Source organism: Phycicoccus sp. (genome assembly GCF_035325325.1).
Lineage (GTDB): Bacteria > Actinomycetota > Actinomycetes > Actinomycetales > Dermatophilaceae > Phycicoccus.
Map to the genome: position 1 here is coordinate 21,042 of NZ_DAOLAC010000017.1, position 23,351 is coordinate 44,392.

The window sequence follows — 23,351 nt, forward strand, 5'->3', positions numbered from 1 at the left end:
CACCCCCCAGCTGTAACGACGGTCCGCGCCGCCCCGGCACGGACCTGGACAGGAGAGATGTGTCTAAAGTCCGTGTGAGCGCACTCGCGAAGGAGCGCGGGGAGACCAGCAAGGTCGTCCTCGAGCGCCTGAACGCGATGGGTGAGTACGTCAAGAGCGCCAGCTCGACGATCGAGGCGCCGGTCGTCCGGCGCTACAACGAGAAGTTCCCGGCCGAGAAGGCCGAGCCCAAGGCGCCGGCCCGCAAGGCCCCGGCGAAGAAGGCCGCGGCCCCGGCCGCCCCCGCGCCGGCGGCCCCGGCGGCCCCGGCGGCCCCGGCAGGGCAGGCTCCGGCGGCGGAGGCTCCGGCCGCGCCCGCGCCGGCCGCTCCGAGTGCACCGGCCGCCGCCGCCCCCGCGGCCCCGGCCCCGTCGGCGCCCGCCCCCGCGGCCCCGGCTCCGGCCGCCCCCGCGCCCGCGGCTCCGGCTCCGGCTGCCCCCGCGGCTCCGGCCGCGGAGACCCCGGCGTCGGCGGCCCCGCAGGCTCCGGCCACCCCGGCGGCCCCCGCCGCCCGTGAGGGTGGCGCGACCCCGGGTCCGCGTCCCGGTGGCCCGCGGCCGTCCGGCCCGCGTCCCGGCAACAACCCGTACGCGCCCAGCCAGGGCATGGGGCGCAGCCGCGAGGCTTCCCCGCGTCCGGGCAACAACCCCTTCGCCCCGAGCCAGGGCATGCCGCGCCCGCAGAGCCGTCCCGGCGGTGCCCGTCCGGGCGGCGCGGCCGGCACCGGCGGTCCCCGTCCCGGTGGGCCGCGCCCGACGCCGGGCATGATGCCCGACCGCAGTGCCGTCGCCCGTCCGGGTGAGCGCCCGGCCCGTGGCGGCGCCCGCGGGGGTCCCGGCGGCGGTGGCGGCCGCGGTCCCGGTGGTGGCGGCTTCGCCGGCCGTCCCGGGGGCCCGGGTGGCCGCGGTGGCCGCGGGAGCACCCAGGGTGCCTTCGGCCGCGGCGGTGGCCGTCCCGGTCGCGCCCGCAAGTCCAAGCGCGCGAAGCGCGCCGAGTTCGAGCAGATGCAGGCGCCGTCGATCGGCGGCGTCAGCGTCCCGCGCGGCGACGGTTCGACGATCGTCCAGATCCGCCAGGGTGCGAGCATCAGCGACTTCGCGGACAAGATCAACGCCAACCCGGCCTCGCTGGTCACCGTGCTGTTCCACCTCGGTGAGATGGCCACGGCGACGCAGAGCCTCGACGAGGACACCTTCAAGGTCCTCGGCACCGAGCTCGGCTACGACATCCGGATGGTCTCCCCGGAGGAGGAGGAGCGCGAGCTCTACGACTCCTTCGACATCGACCTCGAGTTCGGGGTCGACACCGAGGACGAGGACGACCTCGAGGCCCGTCCGCCGGTGGTCACCGTCGTCGGCCACGTCGACCACGGCAAGACGCGCCTCCTCGACGCCATCCGCAACGAGGACGTCGCGGGCGGCGAGGCCGGTGGCATCACCCAGCACATCGGTGCCTACCAGATCCACCGCGAGCACGAGGGCGTCGACCGGGCGATCACCTTCATCGACACCCCGGGTCACGAGGCGTTCACCGCCATGCGTGCCCGTGGCGCGAAGGTCACCGACATCGCCATCCTCGTGGTGGCGGCGGACGACGGCGTCATGCCGCAGACGATCGAGGCGCTCAACCACATGCAGGCGGCCGACGTGCCGATCGTGGTGGCGGTCAACAAGATCGACGTCGAGGGCGCGAACCCGGCGAAGATCCGCCAGCAGCTCACCGAGTACAACCTCGTCGCCGAGGAGTACGGCGGCGAGACGATGTTCGTCGACGTCTCCGCGAAGCAGGGGCAGAACATCGACTCCCTGCTCGAGGCGGTCCTGCTCACCGCGGACGCCGCGCTCGACCTGCGGGCCAACCCGGACCGCGACGCCCGTGGTGTCGCGATCGAGGCCAACCTCGACAAGGGTCGCGGCGCGACGGCCACCGTCCTCATCCAGTCCGGCACGCTGCACGTCGGTGACGCGATCGTCGCGGGCTCGGCCCACGGCCGCGTCCGGGCGATGCTCGACGAGCACGGCGAGAACCTCACCGAGGCCTACCCCTCGCGACCGGTGCAGGTGCTCGGGCTCTCCTCGGTCCCGCGGGCCGGCGACACCTTCGTCGTCGCTCCCGACGACCGCACCGCGCGGCAGATCGCCGAGAAGCGCGAAGCGGCCGACCGTCAGGCGAGCCTGGCCAAGGCCCGCAAGCGCATCTCCCTGGAGGACCTCAACGAGGCCCTCGCCCAGGGGAAGGTCGACACCCTCAACCTCATCCTCAAGGGTGACGTGTCGGGTTCGGTCGAGGCGCTCGAGGACGCTCTGCTCCAGATCGACGTGGGCGACGAGGTCGACCTGCGGATCATCGACCGCGGCGTCGGCGCGATCACGCTGAACAACATCAACCTCGCGATGGCCTCGAACGCCATCATCATCGGCTTCAACGTGCGGGCCGAGGGCCAGAACGCCGAGGTCGCCGAGCGCGAGGGCGTCGAGATCCGCTACTACCCGGTCATCTACCAGGCGATCGAGGAGATCGAGCAGGCCCTCAAGGGGATGCTCAAGCCGGAGTTCGAGGAGGTCGAGCTCGGTTCGGCGGAGATCCGCGAGATCTTCCGCTCGAGCAAGTTCGGCAACATCGCCGGCTCCATCGTCCGCAGCGGCGAGATCAAGCGCGGTTCCCGCGCCCGGATCACCCGCCAGGGCGTCGTCGTCGCCGAGAACATCGAGGTGGCCGGTCTGCGCCGGTTCAAGGACGACGTCACCGAGGTCCGCGAGGGCTTCGAGTGCGGCATCAACCTCGGGTCCTTCAACGACCTGCAGCTCGAGGACCTCATCACCACCTACGAGATGCGCGAGAAGCCGCGCGCCTGAGCGCAGCAACCCGTCGACAGTAGAGAACACGCCGTGTGCCCGACCGGGCACACGGCGTGTTCTCTCCTCTCGACCGGCGGACCGGTGGGGCGGGCCGGTCAGGCGAACATCGCCTGACCGAGCACCTCCCCGGACCGCGCCCCCGGCAGGACCGCGAACACCGCCGACCCGACCGGGACGGTCCACAGGTTGAGCAGGTCCATCTCGGCCAGCCGGCGCTGCACCGGTACGAACTGGCGCACCGGGTCGGCCTGGTAGGCGACGAACACCAGCCCGACGTGGGTCTCGGCGCCGACGCCGTCGTCGTACGAGTACGGCCGCCGGAGGAAGCGCTCGTGCGGTGCCGCCGCGTGGGCGCGGCGCAAGTGCGCGGCGTCGTCGACGACGTGGAAGCCCAGCTCGTCGGTCGCCTCGAGGTCGGCGGGGGTGTCGACCCGGCCGCCGGTCACCGGCGCCCCGGTGTCGAGCCGGCGGCCGATGGCGTTCTCGCGGGAGAGCCGGTCGACCCGGTCCCACGCGTCGAGCCTCATCCCGATCCGCCGCACGACGACCGACGACCCGCCGTGCAGCCACGCCGGCCCGTCGTCGCCGACCCAGAGCAGGTCGGCGTCCAGGCCGGTGACGTCGGGCTGCACGGTGCCGTCGACCTGCCCGAGCAGGTTGCGCATCGGGACGCCCGGACCCTCGAAGGGCTCGCGGAACCCCCGCTGCACCCACCGGACGGCCGCGAGGTCGGCGACCCCCGCGGTCAACCGGCGCTGGGCGTGAGACACGGTCGTCGGGCTCTCGGCGCAGATCTGCAGGAGCAGGTCACCGCCGCTCCACTCCGCGAGCAGCCGGTCGATCTGCGGGAACGCGGGCAGCGGCGCGAGCCACGCCGGCCTCTCGGCCCCGGCGAGCGCCACCACGCGCGGCCCGACCCCGACGGTGACGGTCAGCGATGCCGGGACCGCCGCGAGCTCGGGTTCGAGGTCGGTCAGCGGCCCGCGCCCGGCGGTCAACCGCTCGATGTCGTCGGTCCACACCGTGAGCAGCCGGCGTACCGCGTCGCGGTCGGCTCCGGCGTGCAGGTCGAGGGCGACGAAGGCCGCGTACGGCGGTGGCGCCTCGAGGATGCCGGCCTGGTGCTCTCCCCGGAACGGCCGGGCGCTCGCCCGGGCGCGCTCGAGCCGGAGGTCCGGTGCGGGGGTCGCGCGCTCGCGGGCCACCGCGGCGCCGGCGCCGGTGACGACACCGGCGCCGGCCCCCGCGAGGCCGGTGAGGAGGACGGTTCGGCGGCGAGGCCCGTTCGCCGCCGTCGCCGTCCCGTCCGGGTGCTGGTCCACCCGGGTCACGAGCTCGACGGGGAGGGGTTGTACGTCTCGTTGCCGCCGGAGAACGCCCGCACCGGAACGGTGAAGGTCACCGGGCCCGCCGACGTCGTGAGGGTCACCGGCACCGTGGAGCCGTTCGTCAGGGCCGCGGTGAGCTCCATGAGCATCACGTGGTTGCCGCCCGGCTGCAGGACGAACGTGCCACCGGCCGGGACGACGAAGCCGCCCTTCTTCTCCTGCATCTGCATCGCGCCGGAGGCGGTCTTGACCGTCTCGTGGAGCTGCACCGTCCCGGCCACCGGCGAGGACCCACCGGTGACCGTGATGTCGGACCGGGTCGGGTTGCGCAGGGTGCCGGACATGGCGCTCATCGGCATCGACATGCCTCCCGCCGGGGAGGGGGCGCCCATCCGCGGGGCGTCGACGGACTTGACCCAGCCGTCGTCGATGACGAGGGCGGTGGACGAGGGCGTGCCGGACCCGCCGGACGCGGAGGTGTCGGTGGTGTCGGTGCCGCAGCCGCCGGCCCCGAGGGCCACGGCGGCGAGCACCGTCGTGAGGGCGACCCGACGGGTCGCGGAGATGGTCTGGTGCATGGAGATTGTCTCTTCCTGGCTGGCCGGGCGCGCCGGTGCGCCGCCCGGGAGGGCTCGGGCAGGTCTGCGACGAGCCGGCCGGCGCACCTGGTGCGTGCCGGGCGGCTCGGAGCCGGCCCCGGGGCCGGAAGGCGGCGGGGTGGCTCAGGCGGGCGCGAGCGGCGGTGCGCGACCCCCGAGCGGGCGCGGGGCCGCAGCGGCCGGGCGCAGGAGGACGAGCGGGACCGCGAGCCGCGGCACGAGCACGCGCCGCAGCGGCGCGACGACCCGGGGCAGCAGCCCCGACACGACGTGCCAGAGGGCCGCCTCGGCCCGGGAGAGGACGAGCGTGAGGACCAGGGTGGCGACGACGTGGGCGGTGAGCATCCGGGCGTCGAGATGGGTCATCGGCATCGGCATCGGCATCGACGACGCGGGGCCGAGACCGGTGGGGAGGCCGCCGTGGACGTGGGTCGCGGCGCCGGTGCCACGGCCCGGGGCCATCGCCACGAGCCCGGCGTGCACGGCGACCTGGGCGCCGCCGAGGAGCAGCAGCAGCCGGCCCGCCGAGAGGCGCCGACCGACCACGACCCAGACCACCGGCCCGAGGATCAGGGCGAGGACGACGAAGGCGAGCGGTCCGGGCGGGGACCCGCCACCGACCTGGTGCGCGGCCGCCGTGACCCCGAAGACGGCGAGCAGGGCCAGGGCCGCGCGCACCGCGCGAAGCCCGGGGACCCCTGCCGTGTCCATGGCGAGCATGGTAGTCACCCCGCCGGGTCGGTGTCCGCCGCGCGGGGTCACTAGGGTGGGGTGGCCCCGGACGAGGGGCACCCGTTCCCGCCGAGCACGAGGAGGAGCCGTGGCCGACGAAGCACGCGCCCGCCGGGTCGCCGACCGCATCAAGACGCTGACCGCCGCGAACCTCGAGGCGATCGTCAAGGACCCCGACCTCGGGTTCGTCACCGTGACCGACGTCCGGGTGACCGGCGACCTCCAGCACGCCTCGCTCTTCTACACGGTCTTCGGCGACGAGGAGCAGCGCGAGGCCACCGCCCGCCTCCTCGAGGCGAACAAGGGACGGCTGCGCTCGTTCGTCGGCAAGCAGCTCGGCATCCGGCTCACCCCGACCCTCGAGTGGATCGCCGACGCCATCCCCGAGAACGCCGCGCACCTCGAGGACCTCCTCAAGGAGGCGCGCCAGCGCGACGCCGAGGTGGCCCGCTCGGCGGCCGGCGCCCGGTACGCCGGTGAGCCCGACCCCTACCGCCACGAGCGCGAGGACGAGGACGACGCCGGGGAGCCCGGTGCCGACGGCCGCTGAGCCGACCCCGGACGGCCTGCTCGTCGTCGACAAGCCCGGCGGCTGGACCAGCCACGACGTCGTGGCGCGCGCCCGGCGGCTGTGCGCCACCCGCAAGGTCGGCCACGCCGGCACCCTCGACCCGATGGCCACCGGCGTACTCGTCCTCGGCGTGGGGCGGGCCACGCGGCTGCTCACCTTCCTCGTCGGCGCCGACAAGGACTACACCGCCACCGTGCGCCTCGGCCAGGGCACCCTGACCGACGACGCCGAGGGCGAGGTGACGAGCGCCCCCGGGGCGGTCGGCCTCGAGCGCGCCGCCGTGGAGGCCGCCGTGGCCGGGCTGACCGGCGACCTCGAGCAGGTCCCGAGCGCCGTGAGCGCCATCAAGGTCAAGGGGGAGCGGGCCTACCACCGGGTGCGCGCCGGGGAGGACGTCCAGCTACCCGCCCGCCCGGTCACCGTCTCCCGCTTCGTCATCGGCGCGCTGCGTCCCGTGGAGGTCGACGGCACCCCGGTCCTCGACGTCGACGTCGAGGTGACCGTCTCCTCCGGCACCTACGTGCGCGCGCTGGCCCGCGACCTCGGCACCGCCCTCGGCAGCGCCGGCCACCTCACCGCCCTGCGCCGCACCCGGGTCGGGGGGTTCGGGCTCGACGTCGCCCACCCGCTCGCCGAGCTCGAGGCGCGCCAGGGCGAACCGATGCCGGTCGTCCGGCTCGCCGACGCCGCCCGGGCGGCCTTCCCGGCGCGTTCCCTCGACGTCGCCGAGGCCCGTTCCCTCGGGTACGGGCAGCGCATCGCGTCGGCCCGCCCGGGGCGTCCGGGGCCGGTCGCGGCCTTCGCCCCGGACGGCACGCTCGTCGCGCTGCTCGACGAGGAGCAGGACACCGCGCGGTCCCTCGTCACCTTCGCCCCCGCGAGTTCGTAGAGTGTCACCCGTGCACCGATGGACCGACCCCGCCGCGACGCCCGAGGCCCTGCGCCCCTGCGTCCTCACGCTCGGCAACTTCGACGGCGTGCACCGGGGGCACAAGGCCGTCCTCGGTGCCCTCGTCGAGGCGGGGGCGCGGCTCGGCCTCCCGGCGGTCGCCATCACCTTCGACCCGCACCCGGTCGCGGTGCTCCACCCCGAGCGCGCCCCCGAGCTGATCACCCCCGGCCGGGTCCGTGACGAGCTCGTCGCCGAGACCGGCATCGACGGCCTCCTCGTCCTCGACTTCACGGCCGAGTTCGCCCAGCAGACCCCGGAGGACTTCGTCCGCTCGGTCTTCGTCCGCGGCCTCGACGCGCGCTGCGTCGTCGTCGGGATGGACACCCGCTTCGGCTACCGCAACTCCGGCGACGTCGGCACCCTCGTCGACCTCGGCGAGCAGTTCGGCTTCGAGGTGATCGCCCTCGACGACGTCGGGGACGGCGAGCGCTACTCGTCCACCGTGATCCGCCGCGAGCTGCGCGCCGGCGAGGTGGCCGAGGCGGCCCGCATCCTCGGCCGTCCGCACCGCGTCGTCGGCACCGTCGTCCACGGCAACCACCGCGGCCGCGGCCTCGGGTACCCGACGGCCAACCTGGCCGCCGAGTCGCTCGGCCTCGTGCCGGCCGAGGGGGTCTACGCCGGCTGGCTGACCCGCCTCGGCGTCGCCGACGGCGAGCCCGACCGCACGATGCCGGCCGCGATCAGCGTCGGCACCAACCCGACCTTCGACACGCACGACCGGCTCGCCGTCGAGGCCTACGTCCTCGACCGCGACGACCTCGACCTCTACGACGAGACCGTCATGGTCGAGTTCGTCGAGCACATCCGACCGACGCTGCGCTTCGAGAGCGTCGAGGAGCTCAAGGACGCGATGGCCGGGGACGTCGAGCGGTGCCGCGAGCTGCTCGCCAAGATCGTTCCCGCCTGAGCGGGGGCCCGGTCCGCCGGCCCGGCTCCGGGGCTCTCGGCGGCCTGGCCCGGCACGACGTCGGGCTGTTCGTCGCAGCCGGCGGGGCCTCGGTCGTCGGCGCCCTCCTCGTGTGGTCGGCGACGGTGCGCACGGCCGGGTCGGCCTACCTCGTCCGGCACCTCGTGACGGCGGCGGTCGGGCTGGCGCTCGCCCTCCTCGTGGCCCGGGCCGGCCGCGACCGGGTGCGGGCGGCGGCGCCCTGGGTCTGGGGGCTCGCCGTCGTCCTCCTGCTCCTCGTGCCGACCCCGCTGGGGACGACGGTCAACGGGGCGCGCTCCTGGCTGCCGCTCGGTGCCGGGTTCACCCTCCAGCCCGCCGAGGTCGCCAAGGCCGGGGTGGTCCTCGCCCTCGCCGCCCTGCTCGCGGGTCGGCTCGACCGGGGCGCCGGTCCCGGCCGCCGCGAGGTGCTGCTCGGGCTCGTCGTGGTCGGGGTGCCGACGGCGCTCGTGGTCCTCCAGCCGGACCTCGGCAGCGCCCTCGTGCTCGCGGCGGCCGGTGCGGTCGTCCTCGTCGTCGGCGGGTTGCCGCTGCGCTGGGTCGCGCTGCTCACGGCGGCCGCGGCGGGCCTCGCCGTCGCCGCCTGGACGACGCCGCTGCTCAGCGCCTACCAGCGGGCCCGGCTCACCACGTTCCTCGACCCCGCGGCCGACCCGCAGGGCGCCGGCTACCAGGTGCGGCAGGTGCGGCTGGCCATCGAGGGTGGTGGCCTGTGGGGGCAGGGGTTCATGGCCGGTCCACGCACCCAGGGCGGCTTCGTCCCCTTCCAGCTCAACGACTTCGTCTTCTCGGTCGCGGGGGAGGAGCTGGGCTTCGTCGGGGCGGCCGGGCTCGTCGTGCTCCTCGGCGTGCTCGTCCTGCGGATCCTCGTCGTCGCGGCCCGCGCGGAGGACGCCCTCGGTCGTCTGGTCGGGGTCGGCGTGGCGACGTGGCTCGCCGTGCAGGTCGTGCAGAACGTCGGGATGAACCTCGGCCTGCTGCCGGTCACCGGTCTCCCGCTGCCGTTCGTGTCCTACGGCGGGTCCTCGATGCTCGTCTCGTGGCTCGCCGTCGGTCTCGTCGACGCCGCCCAGGGATCGCGGCGGAGGCCGCCGACGCGCCCGTGACCGGCGGCTCACCGCAACCGTTCCCTCCGGGCATCCCCGTGTGACAGGATTCCCCGACCACGCCGCCGACGCCGAGGACGATGCACGATGCTCCGGGTCACCCCGCAGATCCACACCCCCGCCGACGAGCCCGTCGACCACGCCGTCCTCGACCACCCGGCGCAGAGCGTCGCGCACCTCTTCCGCGACCGCGTCGCGGCCTCGGGCGACCGCCCGGCGTTCCTCCACGCCGTCGTCTCCGACGCGGGCGACCAGTGGGTCACCGTCACCTGGCGCGAGCTCGACGTCGTCGTCCGCGAGCTCGCCGCCGGCCTCATCGCGCTCGGGGTCGAGCCCGAGGACCGCGTCGCCATCGCCTCCGGAACCCGCTACGAGTGGGCGCTCGCCGACCTCGCGAACATGCTGGCCGGCGCCGCGACGACGACCATCTACCCGACGACCATCGCCGACGACGTCGCGTTCATCCTCGCCGACTCGGGGACGCGCGTGGTCTTCGCCGAGAACACCGAGCAGCTCGAGAAGCTGCGCGCGATCCGCGAGCGGATCCCCGCCGTCGGCCGGGTCGTCCTCATGGAGGGCGTCCCCGACGCCGACGACTGGACCCTCACCTTCGACCAGCTGCGCCAGCTCGGCCGCGAGTACCTCGGCGGCGACCCGCAGGCCGTCGACGTCCGGGTCGACGCGATCCGTCCCGACCGGCTCGCGACGATCATCTACACCTCGGGCACGACCGGCCGCCCCAAGGGTGTGCGCCTGCTGCACAGCGCGTGGACCTACGAGGGCGCGGCCACCGACGCCATCAACATCCTCTCCGAGGACGACGTCCAGTACCTCTGGCTGCCGCTCGCCCACGTCTTCGGCAAGAACCTGCTCACCCTGCCGCTGCAGATCGGGTTCGCGACGGCCATCGACGGGCGGATCGACAAGATCGTCGACAACCTCGCCGTCGTGAAGCCGACCTTCATGGGCGCCGCCCCGCGCATCTTCGAGAAGGCCTACGCGCGGATCCAGATGATGATGGCGGCCGAGGGCGGCCTCAAGCTCAAGCTCTTCAGGGCGGCGTCGGAGACCGGCCGGGAGGTGAGCATCCTGCGCGAGCAGGGCAAGGCGCCGGGCGGGATGCTCGCCCGCAAGCACGCCGTCCTGGACAAGCTCGTCGCGAGCAAGATCCGTGAGCGGTTCGGCGGGAACATCCGCTTCTTCATCTCCGGCTCCGCGGCGCTCAACCAGGACGTCGCGCGGTGGTTCGACGCGATGGGGATGCTCATCGCCGAGGGCTACGGGATGACCGAGACCAGCGCGGCCTCGTTCGTCAACCGCACGAAGGCCTACCGGTACGGCACGGTCGGCTGGCCGCTGCCCGGCATCGAGGTGCGGATCGCCGAGGACGGTGAGGTCCTGCTCCGCGGCCCCGGCAACATGCAGGGCTACCACAACAACCCCGACGCGACGGCCGAGACCATCGACGGCGAGGGGTGGCTGCACACCGGCGACATCGGTGAGCTCGACGACCGCGGTTTCCTGCGGATCACCGACCGCAAGAAGGACCTCTTCAAGACCAGCGGTGGCAAGTACGTCGCGCCGGCGGTCATCGAGTCGACCTTCAAGGGCCTGTGCCCGTACGCGAGCCAGCTCGTCGTCCACGGCGCCGACCGAAACTTCGTCTCCGCGCTCATCACCCTCGACCCCGACGCCATCGCCGGCTGGGCCGCGCAGCACGGGATGGCCGGCGCCTCGTACCGCGACGTCGTCACCTCGGACGCCTGCCGCGAGATGGTGCAGGGCTACGTCGACGAGCTGAACGCCGGCCTCAACCGGTGGGAGACGATCAAGAAGTTCACCATCCTCGAGAGCGACCTGACGGTCGAGGACGGCGAGCTGACCCCGAGCCTCAAGCTGAAGCGGAAGGTCGTGGCCGACCGGTACAAGGACGTCCTCGACGCCCACTACACCGGGTCCTGACCCGTCGGGACGCCCGCCGGGCGCTCAGCCGCCGACGAGGGGGACGAACCGGTAGCGGCCGTGCTCGGTGACCGTGACGTCGCCGGGGCCGGCGCCGCGCGCGACCCGGGTCATCAGCCCGGCGACCGGCACGACGAGCACCCCACCGGGCGCCAGCTGCCCGACGAGCGCCCGTGGGAGCCTCGTCGCCATCGCGGAGACGAGGACCCGGTCGAACGGGCCGTCACCGGGCGCCCCGAGCCGCTCGGGGTCGGCCGCGCGGATGGCCGCCCAGGGCACGCCGGCCGTCGCCAGGTGGGCCGTCCCGAGCGCGACCAGCTCGGGGACGCGCTCCAGCCCGAGCACGGTCCCTCCCGGGCCGACGAGCTCGGCGAGCAGGGACGTGGTCCACCCCGACCCCGAGCCGACGTCGAGGACGCGCTGACCCTCCCGGACGTCGAGCAGCCTCAGCATGGCCCGGACCGTGCGCGGCTGGCTGTTGGTCTGGCCGTGCCCGATGTCGAGCGGGCCGTCGGTGGCGGCGGCCGAGCGCAGCCCGGGCGGGAGGAAGCGCTCGCGCGGCTGCGCGGCGAACGCCGCGTCGAGGGCCGCCTCGGGGGTCACGACGCGGGACCCGGGTCAGGCCAGGGCGGCGAGCGCGCTGGAGACGGCGCGGTGGAAGGTCGGGTAGGCGAGCACCTGCTCGCGCAGGACCGCGGTGGGGACCCGGGCGTGGACGGCCGTCGCCAGCATCGAGAGCACCTCGCCGCCGGTCGGGCCGACCGACGTGGCGCCGACGAGGTACCCGGCGTCGGCGTCCTCGACGACCTTGACGACGCCGTCGCCGCCCGGGCCGTGGATCCACCCGCGGGTGCTCTCGGCGAGCGCTGCCGTGCCGACCCGCACGGTGAGCCGGGCGTCGCGGGCCTGCTGCTCGGTCATCCCGACCGACCCGACCTCGGGGTCGGTGAAGGTGACCCGCGGGACGGCGTGGTAGCTCGCCCACGGGCCGTCGGTGCCGGTGAGGTCGCGCACGGCGATGCCCGCCTGGTACATCGACATGTGGGTGAAGGCCCCCTTGCCCGTGATGTCCCCGATGGCCCACAGCCGCTCCCCGGCGCGCATCCGCTCGTCGGTCTCGAGGGAGCGGGCGGACGGGTCGAGGCCGACCGTCTCGAGGCCGATGTCGTGCAGGTTGGGGCGCCGGCCCGCGGCGACGAGCAGCCGGTCGGCGTCGAGGTCGAGGTCGGTGCTGTCGGCGTCGGTGAACGCGACGGTGAACCGGCCGTCGGCGTACGTGACCGAGCGGATCGAGGCGCCGGCGAGCACCTGCACGCCGTCGCGGGCGAACGAGGCCGCGACGACCTCGGAGGCCTCGGGCTCCTCGAGGGCGAGGATGCGCGGCGCCGCCTCGAGCACGCTGACCCGGCTGCCGAAGCGGGCGAAGGCCTGCGCGAGCTCGGCGCCGATGGCCCCGCCGCCGACGACGACGAGCGACGAGGGCGCCTCGGTGGCGCGCAGCACGTCGCGGTTGGTCCAGAACGGCGTGTCGGCGAGCCCCTCGACCGGGGGAGCGGCCGGGGCGGTACCGGTGTTGAGGACGACCCCCACGCGTGCGACGTAGCGCGTCCCGGCGACCTCGACGACGCCCTCGCCGGCCAGCCGCCCGTGCCCGCGGACGAAGGTGACCCCGGCCTTCTCCAGCCGCTCGACGGCGACGGCGTCGTCCCAGTCGTCCGTCGCCTCGTCGCGGATGCGGGTGGCGACGGGGGAGAAGTCGGGTGCGACCGTCGCGCTGCCGGCGAGGTCAGCGACCCGCCGGGCCTCGGCGAGCGCGTCGGCGGCCCGGATGACCATCTTGCTCGGGATGCACCCGTAGTACGGGCACTCACCGCCGACGAGGCGCTCGTCGACGCCGACGACGGTGAGGCCGGCCTTGGCGGCCTCGGTGGCGACGGACTCGCCCCCGGGCCCGAGGCCGAGGACGACGAGGTCGACGTGCTGCTCTTCGCTCATGCGCCGAGCCTGTCATCCACCGGCCCGCACCGACAGCCCGCGGCCCCGGACGTTTTGGGCTCGTGAGAACCGCGACCTACCCTTGGGGGATGTCCGGTGAGTCCCTCTTCCCTGCCCTCGAGCCGCTGCTCGAGCAGGTGAGCAAGCCGATCCAGTACGTCGGCGGCGAGCTGAACTCGACGGTCAAGCCGTGGGAGGTCGGCGGCGACGGCACCGTCCGGTGGGCCCTGATGTACCCCGACGCCTACGAGGTGGGGGTGCCCAACCAGGGCGTCATGATCCTCTACGAAGTGCTCAACGAGCGCCCCGACGCCCTCGCCGAGCGCACGTACGCCGTGTGGCCCGACCTCGAGGCGCTGATGCGCGAGCACGGCGTCCCGCAGTTCACCGTCGACGCCCACCGCGCGGTCGGTGACTTCGACCTCTTCGGGCTGTCGTTCTCGACCGAGCTGGGCTACACGAACATGCTCACCGCCCTCGACCTCGCCGGCATCCCGCTGCACGCGGCCGACCGCGACGACAGCCACCCGGTCGTCGTCGCGGGCGGCCACGCCGCGTTCAACCCCGAGCCGGTCGCCGACTTCGTCGACGCCGCGATCATCGGCGACGGCGAGGAGGCCGTGCTCGTGGTCACCGACATCGTCGGCGCCTGGAAGCGGGAGGGCCGCCCCGGCGGCCGCGAGGAGCTGCTGCTGCGGCTCGCGCGCACCGGCGGCGTCTACGTCCCGGCGTTCTACGACGTCACCTACCTGCCCGACGGCCGCATCCAGCGGGTCGCGCCGAACCGGCCGGGCGTGCCGTGGCGGGTCAGCAAGCACACCGTCATGGACCTCGACGCCTGGCCGTACCCGAAGCAGCCGCTCGTGCCGCTCGCCGAGTCGGTCCACGAGCGGATGTCGGTCGAGATCTTCCGCGGCTGCACCCGCGGCTGCCGCTTCTGCCAGGCCGGGATGATCACCCGCCCGGTCCGCGAGCGCTCGATCACCGGCATCGGCGAGATGGTCGAGCGCGGGCTCGCCGCGACCGGTTTCGAGGAGGTCGGCCTGCTGTCGCTGAGCAGTGCCGACCACTCCGAGATCGCCGACGTCACCAAGGGCCTCGCCGACCGCTACGAGGGCACGAACACCGGTCTCTCGCTGCCCTCGACGCGCGTCGACGCCTTCAACATCGACCTCGCGAACGAGCTGACCCGCAACGGCCGCCGGTCCGGCCTGACCTTCGCCCCCGAGGGCGGCTCCGAGCGCATCCGCAAGGTCATCAACAAGATGGTCAGCGAGGACGACCTCATCCGCACCGTCGCCGCGGCGTACTCCGCGGGCTGGCGGCAGGTGAAGCTCTACTTCATGTGCGGGCTCCCGACCGAGACCGACGAGGACGTCCTCCAGATCGCCGAGCTCGCCAAGCGGGTCATCGAGACCGGTCGGGAGGTCAGCGGGCGCCGGGACATCCGCTGCACCGTCTCGATCGGCGGGTTCGTACCCAAGCCGCACACCCCGTTCCAGTGGGCCGCGCAGCTCGGCGCCGACGAGACCGACGCCCGGCTCGACAAGCTGCGCGAGGCCATCCGCTCGGACAAGCGCTACGGCCGCTCGATCGGGTTCCGCTACCACGACGGCAAGCCCGGCATCGTCGAGGGCCTGCTCTCGCGCGGCGACCGCCGGGTCGGCCGGGTCATCGAGGCCGTGTGGCGCGACGGCGGCCGGTTCGACGGCTGGTCCGAGCACTTCTCGTATGAGCGCTGGATGGCCGCCGCCGCGGCCGAGCTCGGCGCCCAGGGCGTCGGCCTCGCCTGGTACACGACCCGCGAGCGCGAGGAGTCGGAGGTCCTGCCCTGGGACCACCTCGACTCCGGCCTCGACAAGGAGTGGCTCTGGCAGGACTGGCTCGACGCGCTCGACGAGACCGAGGTCGAGGACTGCCGCTGGACCCCGTGCTTCGACTGCGGCGTCTGCCCGCAGATGGGCACCGAGATCGAGATCGGCCCGACGGGCAAGACGCTCCTGCCGCTGACCGTCCTCGGCGCCGGCCGGGAGCGGATGACGGCGACACCGTGAGCGCGGGGGACGTCTGGGTCGAGGACGTCCCCGGGCGTGGCGGCGTGCTCGCCGACCTGGCCATCGGGTCGGTCCTCGGTGTGCTCGCAGTCCTCATCGGCTCGGCCCAGTCCGGCTGGTCGATGGCGGCCGCCGTCCTCCTCGGGGCCGCGCTCGTCGTGCGCCGGCTGTGGTGGTGGGCCGCCGTCGCGCTGTCCGCGGTCGCGGCGCTGGTCCAGGTGGTCGTCGGCGACGTCAACGTCCTCGCTGACCTCGCCTACGCCCCGGTGGCCTTCGTCCTCGGCACGCACCCGGCGCGGGAGGTCCGGCGCCTCGGGCTCGCCGGCGCTGTCCTCGGCGTCGTCGGGGCGGGGGCCTGGGCGGCGACGCACACCGCCCGCACCTCGGGCACCGGCTCGCCCGCGCTCTCGGGGGCCGCGATGGCCACCGCCGCCGCGGTCGTCCTCCTCGGGGGCTGGCTCGGCGGGTACGTCCGGTGGCAGCGTCGTGAGGGCCTGCGCGCCCGGGTCGAGGCGAGCCTGCGCGCCGCCGAGGAGCGCCGGCTGCGCGACCTCGTCGCCCTCGAGCAGGAGCGGGTGCGCATCGCGACCGACATGCACGACGTCGTCGCCCACTCGTGGGCCGTCGTCGCGGCCCAGGCCGACGGCGCCCGCTACACCCTGCGCGGCGACCCGGACCGCGCGGAGGACGCGCTCGCGGTGATCGGCGAGACCGCCCGCTCCGCGATGGACGACGTCCGCGGCCTGCTGACCCGCCTGCGGGCCCCCGAGGTCGTGGAGCCGCCCGAGCTCGACCTGCACCGGCCCGAGGCGCTGCTCGAGCGGATGCGCGCGTCGGGGATGACCCTCGACCTGGAGCGCACCGGCGACCCCGGGCCGCGCCCGGACGTCGCGACGGCGGCGCTCGCCGAGGCCCTGACGAACGCCCTGAAGCACGGTGACCTCGCGGCGCCGGTGCGCGTCGCGGAGGACCGGGGCGCGGGCTACCGGCTGCTCGTCGCCAACGCGGTCTCGCGGCCCGGGCCACCCGGCAGCGGGCACGGGCTGCGCGGGCTGCGCGAGCGCGTCGAGGCCGCCGGCGGCCGGGTGGTCGCCGGACCCGAGGACGACGGGCGCACCTGGGTGGTCCGCGTCGAGCTGCCCGAGCCGGAGGAGACCCGATGAGCACCCGCGTCGCCCTCGTCGACGACCAGCACCTGTTCCGCGCCGGCATCGCCATGGTCATCGGGTCCCAGCCCGACCTCGAGGTGGTCGGCGAGGCCGAGGACGGGGACGAGGTGCTGGACCTCGTCGAGCGCACCTCGCCCGACGTCGTCGTCATGGACGTGAGGATGCCGCGGGTCGACGGCGTCGCCGCGACGGCCGCCCTCCGCGACGCGCTCGGGGAGGACGCACCACGGGTCCTCGTGCTCACGACGTTCGACCTCGACGAGGCGGCCCTGTCGGCCATCGAGGCGGGGGCCTCCGGGTTCGTCCTCAAGTCCGCCGACCCCGAGCTGCTCCTCGCGTCGCTGCGAGCCGTCGCGGCCGGCACCCAGGTCGTCGCGGCCGGGGCCACCCGGGCCCTCGTCGAACGCTTCCGGTCTCGCGGTCGTCGCTCTCCCGGGCCGGAGTACGAGTCGCTCACGCCGCGGGAGCGGGAGATCCTGCGGCGGGCCGCGCAGGGACTGTCCAACGCCGAGATCGCGGCGGCCGAGCACCTCGCCGAGGGCACCGTGAAGACGCACGTCTCCCGGGTGCTCGGCAAGCTGGGCCTGCGCGACCGCGTGCAGCTCGTCGTCTACGCCTACGAGCACGACCTGGTCTGAGCGGGGGAGCCGGCGTACCCCTCGAGAGGTACCCGGGTCACGACCTGCGGCAGACGCGCCGGGGCGGGTGTCCTCCGTAGCGTCGAGGGCATGCCCACCACGCCGCACCAGCACCCGTCACCCGCCCCCGACCGTCCTCTCGCCGCCCGCCCCGACGCCGTCATCGCCTTCCGGGGCGTGACCCGCGACTACGGGGAGGGGACCGGGCTCGTCCGCGCTCTCGACGCCGTGACCGTCGACGTCGAGCCCGGCCGGTTCACCGCCGTCATGGGCCCGTCCGGCTCGGGCAAGTCCACCTTCATGAACGTGGCGGCCGGGCTGGACGACCCGACCGGCGGGCAGGTGTGGCTCGCCGGCCGGCCGCTGCACGCCCTCGACGACGACGGGCGCACCCTCGTGCGCCGCGACCAGGTCGGGTTCGTCTTCCAGGCCTTCAACCTCGTGCCCACCCTCACGGCGCGCGAGAACGTCCTGCTGCCGTTCGAGCTCGCCGGCCGGCGGGTGACCCCCGAGGTCCGCGAGCGGGTCGAGGGGCTGCTGACGAGCCTCGGGCTGCTCGACCGTGCGGAGCACCTGCCCTCGGCGCTGTCCGGGGGCCAGCAGCAGCGGGTGGCCATCGCGCGGGCCCTCGCGAGCGAACCGCAGGTCGTCATCGCCGACGAGCCGACCGGCAACCTCGACACGCGGTCCTCGCGCGAGGTGCTCGCCCTGCTGCGCGCCGCCGTCGACGACTACGGCCAGACCATCCTCATGGTCACCCACGACCCGGTCGCGGCCTCGCACGCCGACCGCATCCTCGTCCTCGCCGACGGGCGGGTCGTCGCCGACCACGCCCGGCTCGGGCCGGCCGAGATCGCCGACCTGCTCGTCACGCTCGAGGTCGGTGCGGCGTGAGGCGCGACCTCGTCCTCGGCGGCTGGCGCGACCTCGGCACGGTCGGCCTCGTCGCCGGCCTCTGCGGCGCCTACGCGGCGGTCCTCGTGACGGCGAGCAGCCTCCTCCAGGCGCTCGCCGACGCGAGCGGGGGAGGCGCGGCCGGGGTGCTCCTCGCCGTCGTCGCGACGGTGTTCGTCCTCGTCGCCGTCTACGTCTCGGCGGTCGTCATCGTCAACACGGTCGACACCGTCGTCGCCGGCCGGCTGCGGCAGGTCGCGCTGCTGCGCCTGCTCGGCGCTCGCGGCCGGGCCCTGAGGGGGTCGGTGATGCGGGCGTCCGGGGTCGTCGGGACCGTGGGGGCGGCCCTCGGCGCGGTCGTCGGGGTGGCCGCGACGGACGCGTTCCGCGTCGTCCTCGTCGCCCGCGGCACGCTGCCGCGGGCGGCCTACCCGGTGACCAGCGTGTGGGTCCTCGCGCCGGTCGCGGTCGTCGGGGTGACGGCCCTCCTGGCCGGCTGGGTCGGGTCGCGCGGGGTGCTGCGGGTCTCGCCGGCCCAGGCCATGGCGAGCGCGGAGGCGGCCGCGCCGCCCACCACCGTGAGCGGCCGGTGGCGGCTGCTCGTGGCCGCGCTCCTCGGGGCGGGCGGCGCCCTCCTCCTCGTGCTCTCCGCGGCCGTCGCCGAGGGGGGCAGCGCGGCGGGCTTCCTGCTCGCCTTCGCCGGGTCGGCCTCGGGCGGTACCGGGTTGCTCGTGGGCGCGCGCTTCGTCATCCCCGCCCTCGTGGTCGCCGCCGGCCGCGTCCTCGGCGGCTCGCCGCCCAGCCGCATCGCCCGCCGCACCGCGGTCGCCGACCGGCTGCGCACCACCCGCTCGACGATGGGGCTGGTCATCGGCGTCACCCTCGTGACCACCTTCGCCTCCGGGATGCGGGCGCTGCAGACGGCGGTCCACTCGTGGAGCGACCTCGGCGCCGGGCAGCGCGCCCAGGCGGAGGCGGTGCTCACGACGACGACGGTCATCCTCGTCGCCATCGTCGTCATCTCCTCGGTCATCTCGGCCGTCGGCTTCGTCAGCACGATGTCGCTCACCGTCATCCAGCGGCGCCGCGAGATCGGCCTGCTCCGGGCGCTCGGCTTCACCGCCCGCCAGGTCCGCTCGATGGTCGCGCGGGAGTCGGCTGCGCTGGCCGGCACGGCGGTCGCGTTCGGGCTCGTCCTCGGGGTGCTGTTCGGGTCGCTCGGCGCGCAGTCGCTCGTCGGCGGGCAGACCGACGGCTTCGTCTGGGGGCTGCCCTGGCCGGTGCTCGGCGCGGTCGCCGCCGCCGCCCTCGGTCTCGTCCTCGTCGCCGCGCTGCCGCCGTCGCGGCGGGCCGTCTCGGTCGCACCGGTCGAGGCGCTGCGGGTCGAGCGCTGAGGGGGCTCCCGCGCGGGAGGTGGCGTCGGTCGCGTCCTCCCGCGCGGGCCGCCGGCACGGTGCCACGATGGTCCCGTGGGCAGGCCGAGCACGAGCAGCCGCCGCCGGACCCTGCTCGCCGGAACGGACTCCGGACGCGACGCACTGCGCCGGATCGCGGTGGCGCTCACCGCGCTCGCCGCGGTCACGGTCGTCGGGACGGTCGGCTACACGGCCCTCGGGTTCCCCGTCCTCGACGCGCTCTACCAGACCGTCACCACGGTGGCCACGGTCGGCTTCCGCGAGGTGCGCCCCCTCGGTCCGGCCGGCCAGTCCTTCACCATCGTCCTCATCGTCCTCGGCGTGGGGACGGTCCTTTACAACCTCGGAGTCCTCCTCGAGGCCGTCACCGAGGGTCACCTGCGAGCACACCTGCGGAGGCGCCGGATGGAACACGACATCGACCGGCTGCGCGACCACGTCATCGTCTGCGGCTTCGGCCGGGTCGGGCGCTCGGCGACCCGGTACCTCCACGACCGCGGGCACAGGGTCGTCGTCGTCGACACCGACGAGACCCGGCTCGCCGGGCTCACCGAGCCGTTCGTCCACGGCGACGCCGCCAACGACGACGTCCTGCGGGCGGCCGGGATCGAGCGGGCCCGGGCCCTCGTCTGCGCGCTCGACACCGACGCCGACACGACGTACGCGACCCTCTCGGCCCGCGCGCTGCGCCCCGACCTCGTGATCATCAGCCGCGCACGCACGCTGGGCTCCAAGGAGAAGCTCGTGCTCGCCGGTGCCACGCGGGCGGTCAACCCGCAGCTCATCGGCGGCCGGCGGATGGCCTCCTTCGCCCTGCACGCCGACGTCGCCGAGTTCCTCGACGAGGTGATGCACGACGACGACCTCGACGTGCGGATCGAGCAGGTGCGCCTCGCGGAGTCGGACGCCGTCGTCGGGCGCACCCTCGGGGAGGCCGACGTGCCCGGCAGCTGCGGGTGCCAGCTCCTCGCCGTCCGCGCTCCGCGCAAGGGCCCGTTCACGCCGTCGCCCCCGGCCGACCGGGTGCTCGAGGCCGGCGCCACCCTCATCGTGTTCGGCACGCCCGAGCAGGTGGGCCGGCTGCGCACGCTCGTGGCCACCGGGCGGGCGGTGCCGGCACCGCGCCGGCCCCCGGCCTCCTAGGGTGCGGGGATGACCCCGCCGTACCGCGTCGAGCGCCTCGACCCGCGACGCTCCCGGGACCTCGCCGACCTCGCCGGGATGCGCGCCGCCTGGGCGGGCGAGCAGTCCGACGCCACCGAGGAGGGGTTCGCCGCCCGGCTCGGTGCCTGGTGGGAGGCGCAGGGCGGGGTCCGGCACGCGTGGGTCGTGCGGGACGCCGGTGGCGGCGCGGTCGGCATGGCCAACTGCCAGGTGTTCGACCGGATGCCGCGCCCGGGCCGCCCCGACCGCCGCTGGGCGTACGTCGCCAACGTCTGGACCGCGCCGGCCCACCGTCGGCGCGGGGTCGGCCGGCTGCTCATGACCGAGCTCCTCGCCTGGTGCCGCGAGCAGGGGCTGGTCCGGGTCGTCCTCAACCCCAGCGAGGTCTCCCTCCCGCTCTACCGGTCGGTCGGCTTCCGGCCGGCGGACGACCTGATGCGCCTCGACCTCTGACCCGTTCCTCCCGGTGGCTGCCGCGCAGCCGCGCGGCTGGGAGGATGTCGTCCGTGGACCCGCGCCCGCCGACGCAGATCACCCTCCGCTTCCTCGCCGCCCCCACCGACGCCGGGCACTCCGGCTCGGTCTCCGCGGGCCGGGTGCTCGAGTGGATCGACAAGGCGGGGTACGCGGCCGCCGCCGGCTGGAGCGGCACCTACTGCGTCACCGCGTACGTCGGCAACGTCCGCTTCACCCGGCCGGTCGAGGTCGGCGACCTCGTCGAGGTGACGGCCACCGTCGTGCACACCGGCCGCACCTCGATGCACATCACCGTCGACGTCGCGTCCGGGGCGCCGCGCACCCGCTCGCTCGAGCCCGCGACCCGGTGCCTCATCGTCTTCGTCGCCGTCGACGCCGAGGGACGCTCGACACCCGTCCCCGAGCTCGTGCCGGCGACATTGGGGGAGGAGCTCCAGCAGCGGTGGGCGGTGCGCCGGGCCGAGCTGCGGGCCGAGGTGGAGGCGGCGATGGCCGGCCAGGTGTACTCGGACGCCGGGACCGCCCCGCGGATGACGATGCGCTTCCTCGCCGCGCCGACCGACGTCAACTGGGGCGGGAAGGTGCACGGCGGCGTCGTCATGCGCTGGATCGATGAGGCGGCGCACGTCCTGGCCACCCGGTGGACCGGCAGCGCGGACAACGTCGCCATCTTCACCGGCGGGGTGCGGTTCTACCGGCCGCTGCGGATCGGCCACCTCGTCGAGGTCGAGGCCCGCCTCCTGCACACCGGGCGCACCTCGATGCACGTCGGGGTCCACGTGCGCTCCGGCGACCCGGCCGCGGGGGAGGGCGAGCTCGCCCTGACGACATACTGCCGCACCGTCTTCGTCGGGCTCGACGAGGCGCGACGGGCGGTCCCGACCCCGACGTGGACACCGGTCAGCGAGGAGGACCGGGCCCTCGACGCCCACGCCCTCGAGCTCGTCGCCATCCGCGAGCGCTTCGGCGACTGACCCGGGGCAGCAGCCTCTCGTGAGTCGCACGGCGTCGTGCCGTTGACGATAGTGTGTGTCACACACTATCGTGTCGGCATGACCCCAGCCGATGAGTCCGTCCTCGCCGGGCACCTCCAGGAGCTGCGCCGCGGCACCGTCGTCGTCGCGGCCCTGGCCAGCCTGCGGACCCCCGGCTACGGCTACGCCCTGCTCGAGTCCCTCGGGCGGGCGGGGTTCGAGGTCGACGCCAACACGCTCTACCCGCTCCTGCGGCGCCTCGAGAAGCAGGGCCTGCTCACCGCCGAGTGGAACACCGACGAGTCGCGGCCCCGCAAGTTCTACCGGACCAGCACGGCCGGGGAGGACGTGCTCGCCGCCCTGCGCACCGACTGGCGCTCCCTCGACGCCGCCATCACCGACCTCGCCTGACCGACCGAGAGGACGACCACCATGACCACCCTGACCGACCGCTACGTCGCCGCCACCGTCCGCGAGCTCGCGGAGGACCAGCGCGACGACGTCGACCGCGAGCTGCGCGGCACCATCGAGGACATGGTCGAGGCGCGCCTCGGCGAGGGCTCGGCCGGCAGCCGCGAGGACGCCGAGCGCGAGGTGCTCGTCGAGCTCGGCGACCCGATCCGCCTCGCCGCCGGGTACTCCGGCCGCCCCCTGCACCTCATCGGACCGGCCCTCTACCCCGAGTGGCGGCGCCTCGTGACCCTGCTCGTGACGATCGTGTCGCCCATCGCCGCGGTGGGCACGCTCGTCGTGCGCCTGTTCACCGACGACGTCGCGCGCGACGGCGTGGGCCCGGCCTTCGGCGGCGCCGCGGTCGCCGGCCTCACGACGGCACTGCACGTCCTCTTCTGGACCACGCTGGTGTACGCGATCCTCGAGCGCACGCAGCCCGGGAGGGGCGTCCTCGGGTGGACGCCCGACCAGCTGCCCGAGTCGCCGGACGGCCGTCGGTGGGTCTCCCGCGGCGAGACGGTCATGGCCCTCGTCGCGCTCGTCGTCCTCGCGCTGGCGCTCGTCTGGCAGCAGGTGAGCTCGCCGGTGCGGCTCGACGGCGAGGCGGTGCCCGTCCTCGACCCCGCCCTGTGGTCGGGCTGGATCCCCCTGCTCCTCGCCCTCCTCGCGGCGCACGCGGTCCTCGTCGTCGTGGCCTACCGGGCCCGCCGCTGGACCTGGCCGACGGTCGCGCTCGGCGCGGTGCTCGACGTCGCCGTCGCGGGCGTGCTCGTCTGGCTGCTCCAGACCGAGCGCTTCTTCGACCCCGGGTTCGTCGCCGCGCTCGTCGGCGGCGGCTGGGAGACCGCCGCGCGCGACCTGCGCCTCGCCCTCGTCCTGGGCGTCGTGGTCGTCACGGCGTGGGACCAGGTGGAGACGGTCCGGCGGATGCGGGCCCGCTGACCAGCGCAAACCGTGACATCCGTCAGGGCCCGGGGGGCCGGGCCGGGGTGAGGCTTCCCTCGCGGAGCCACCGCTCCGCG

The 23,351-nt window shown here is 75.0% G+C and carries 21 protein-coding genes; 16 read left to right on the top strand and 5 right to left on the bottom strand.

All coding sequences use genetic code 11. The annotated features are described in order from the left end of the window. Positions 1-59 precede the first annotated feature (59 nt). Positions 60-2,894, top strand: coding sequence for a translation initiation factor IF-2 (gene infB, locus PKA89_RS11575; RefSeq protein ID WP_324419550.1), 2,835 nt, complete (start codon positions 60-62; stop codon positions 2,892-2,894). Between the two features lie 98 nt (positions 2,895-2,992). On the opposite strand, the gene PKA89_RS11580 is transcribed toward infB, so the two are convergent. The 3 genes from PKA89_RS11580 to PKA89_RS11590 form a co-directional block, all read right to left on the bottom strand. After that, the gene (locus tag PKA89_RS11580) at positions 2,993-4,228 is read right to left on the bottom strand and encodes a Dyp-type peroxidase (protein WP_324419552.1); all 1,236 of its coding nucleotides are present in this window, start codon (positions 4,226-4,228) and stop codon (positions 2,993-2,995) included. After that, the gene (locus tag PKA89_RS11585; protein ID WP_324419554.1) at positions 4,225-4,803 is read right to left on the bottom strand and encodes a copper chaperone PCu(A)C; all 579 of its coding nucleotides are present in this window, start codon (positions 4,801-4,803) and stop codon (positions 4,225-4,227) included. The genes PKA89_RS11580 and PKA89_RS11585 overlap by 4 nt, the downstream gene beginning before the upstream one ends. Before the next feature lie 144 nt (positions 4,804-4,947). Next, positions 4,948-5,535 carry a hypothetical protein gene (locus tag PKA89_RS11590; RefSeq protein ID WP_324419556.1) on the bottom strand — a complete coding sequence of 196 codons (588 nt, stop codon included), beginning with the start codon at positions 5,533-5,535 and terminating at the stop codon, positions 4,948-4,950. A 109-nt stretch (positions 5,536-5,644) separates the two neighbouring features. Between PKA89_RS11590 and rbfA the strand changes: the two genes are divergently transcribed. From rbfA to PKA89_RS11615, 5 genes are all read left to right on the top strand, one after another. Beyond that, positions 5,645-6,106: a 30S ribosome-binding factor RbfA gene (gene rbfA / locus PKA89_RS11595; RefSeq protein WP_324419558.1), complete on the top strand. Its 462-nt coding sequence runs from the start codon at positions 5,645-5,647 to the stop codon at positions 6,104-6,106. After that, entirely contained in the window at positions 6,090-7,016 is a 927-nt protein-coding gene (gene truB, locus PKA89_RS11600; RefSeq protein ID WP_324419560.1) for a tRNA pseudouridine(55) synthase TruB, read from the top strand. The genes rbfA and truB overlap by 17 nt, the downstream gene beginning before the upstream one ends. A gap of 10 nt (positions 7,017-7,026) precedes the next feature. Beyond that, a complete protein-coding gene (locus PKA89_RS11605) occupies positions 7,027-7,989 on the top strand; it encodes a bifunctional riboflavin kinase/FAD synthetase (RefSeq protein WP_324419562.1) in 963 nt (320 codons plus the stop codon). After that, positions 7,953-9,134: an FtsW/RodA/SpoVE family cell cycle protein gene (locus PKA89_RS11610; protein WP_324419564.1), complete on the top strand. Its 1,182-nt coding sequence runs from the start codon at positions 7,953-7,955 to the stop codon at positions 9,132-9,134. The genes PKA89_RS11605 and PKA89_RS11610 overlap by 37 nt, the downstream gene beginning before the upstream one ends. Positions 9,135-9,221: 87 nt before the next feature. Continuing rightward, a complete protein-coding gene (locus PKA89_RS11615) occupies positions 9,222-11,096 on the top strand; it encodes a long-chain fatty acid--CoA ligase (RefSeq protein ID WP_324419566.1) in 1,875 nt (624 codons plus the stop codon). A gap of 24 nt (positions 11,097-11,120) precedes the next feature. Here the strand turns inward: PKA89_RS11615 and PKA89_RS11620 are convergent, their stop codons facing one another. Next, positions 11,121-11,699 (bottom strand): protein-L-isoaspartate O-methyltransferase, encoded by a 579-nt coding sequence (locus PKA89_RS11620; protein WP_324419568.1) that lies wholly within the window; start codon positions 11,697-11,699, stop codon positions 11,121-11,123. A 15-nt stretch (positions 11,700-11,714) separates the two neighbouring features. Continuing rightward, positions 11,715-13,091, bottom strand: a complete 1,377-nt coding sequence (locus PKA89_RS11625) for an NAD(P)/FAD-dependent oxidoreductase (protein WP_324419570.1) — start codon at positions 13,089-13,091, stop codon at positions 11,715-11,717. Positions 13,092-13,180: 89 nt separating this feature from the next. On the opposite strand from PKA89_RS11625, the gene PKA89_RS11630 reads away from it, so the two are divergent. The 10 genes from PKA89_RS11630 to PKA89_RS11675 all read left to right on the top strand — a co-directional run bounded on the left by PKA89_RS11630 (position 13,181) and on the right by PKA89_RS11675 (position 23,271). Beyond that, positions 13,181-15,145, top strand: coding sequence for a TIGR03960 family B12-binding radical SAM protein (locus tag PKA89_RS11630; RefSeq protein ID WP_324419572.1), 1,965 nt, complete (start codon positions 13,181-13,183; stop codon positions 15,143-15,145). Next, positions 15,142-16,308, top strand: coding sequence for a histidine kinase (locus PKA89_RS11635; protein WP_324419573.1), 1,167 nt, complete (start codon positions 15,142-15,144; stop codon positions 16,306-16,308). Before PKA89_RS11630 ends, PKA89_RS11635 begins: the two co-directional genes overlap by 4 nt. Then, positions 16,305-16,952 (top strand): response regulator transcription factor, encoded by a 648-nt coding sequence (locus PKA89_RS11640; protein ID WP_324419575.1) that lies wholly within the window; start codon positions 16,305-16,307, stop codon positions 16,950-16,952. Before PKA89_RS11635 ends, PKA89_RS11640 begins: the two co-directional genes overlap by 4 nt. A 90-nt stretch (positions 16,953-17,042) precedes the next feature. Continuing rightward, the gene (locus PKA89_RS11645) at positions 17,043-17,846 is read left to right on the top strand and encodes an ABC transporter ATP-binding protein (RefSeq protein WP_324419577.1); all 804 of its coding nucleotides are present in this window, start codon (positions 17,043-17,045) and stop codon (positions 17,844-17,846) included. Beyond that, complete coding sequence (locus PKA89_RS11650) at positions 17,843-19,240, top strand: ABC transporter permease (RefSeq protein WP_324419579.1); 1,398 nt, start codon at positions 17,843-17,845, stop codon at positions 19,238-19,240. Before PKA89_RS11645 ends, PKA89_RS11650 begins: the two co-directional genes overlap by 4 nt. Positions 19,241-19,315: 75 nt before the next feature. Next, positions 19,316-20,404 (top strand): NAD-binding protein, encoded by a 1,089-nt coding sequence (locus PKA89_RS11655; RefSeq protein WP_324419580.1) that lies wholly within the window; start codon positions 19,316-19,318, stop codon positions 20,402-20,404. Positions 20,405-20,413: 9 nt separating this feature from the next. Continuing rightward, on the top strand, positions 20,414-20,878 hold the full coding sequence (locus PKA89_RS11660; RefSeq protein WP_324419582.1) for a GNAT family N-acetyltransferase: 465 nt from the start codon (positions 20,414-20,416) through the stop codon (positions 20,876-20,878). 53 nt (positions 20,879-20,931) lie between these two features. Next, positions 20,932-21,876 (top strand): hotdog domain-containing protein, encoded by a 945-nt coding sequence (locus PKA89_RS11665; RefSeq protein WP_324419584.1) that lies wholly within the window; start codon positions 20,932-20,934, stop codon positions 21,874-21,876. A gap of 78 nt (positions 21,877-21,954) precedes the next feature. Next, positions 21,955-22,287 carry a PadR family transcriptional regulator gene (locus tag PKA89_RS11670; protein WP_324419586.1) on the top strand — a complete coding sequence of 111 codons (333 nt, stop codon included), beginning with the start codon at positions 21,955-21,957 and terminating at the stop codon, positions 22,285-22,287. 21 nt (positions 22,288-22,308) lie between these two features. Beyond that, complete coding sequence (locus PKA89_RS11675; RefSeq protein ID WP_324419588.1) at positions 22,309-23,271, top strand: permease prefix domain 1-containing protein; 963 nt, start codon at positions 22,309-22,311, stop codon at positions 23,269-23,271. Positions 23,272-23,351: the final 80 nt, after the last annotated feature.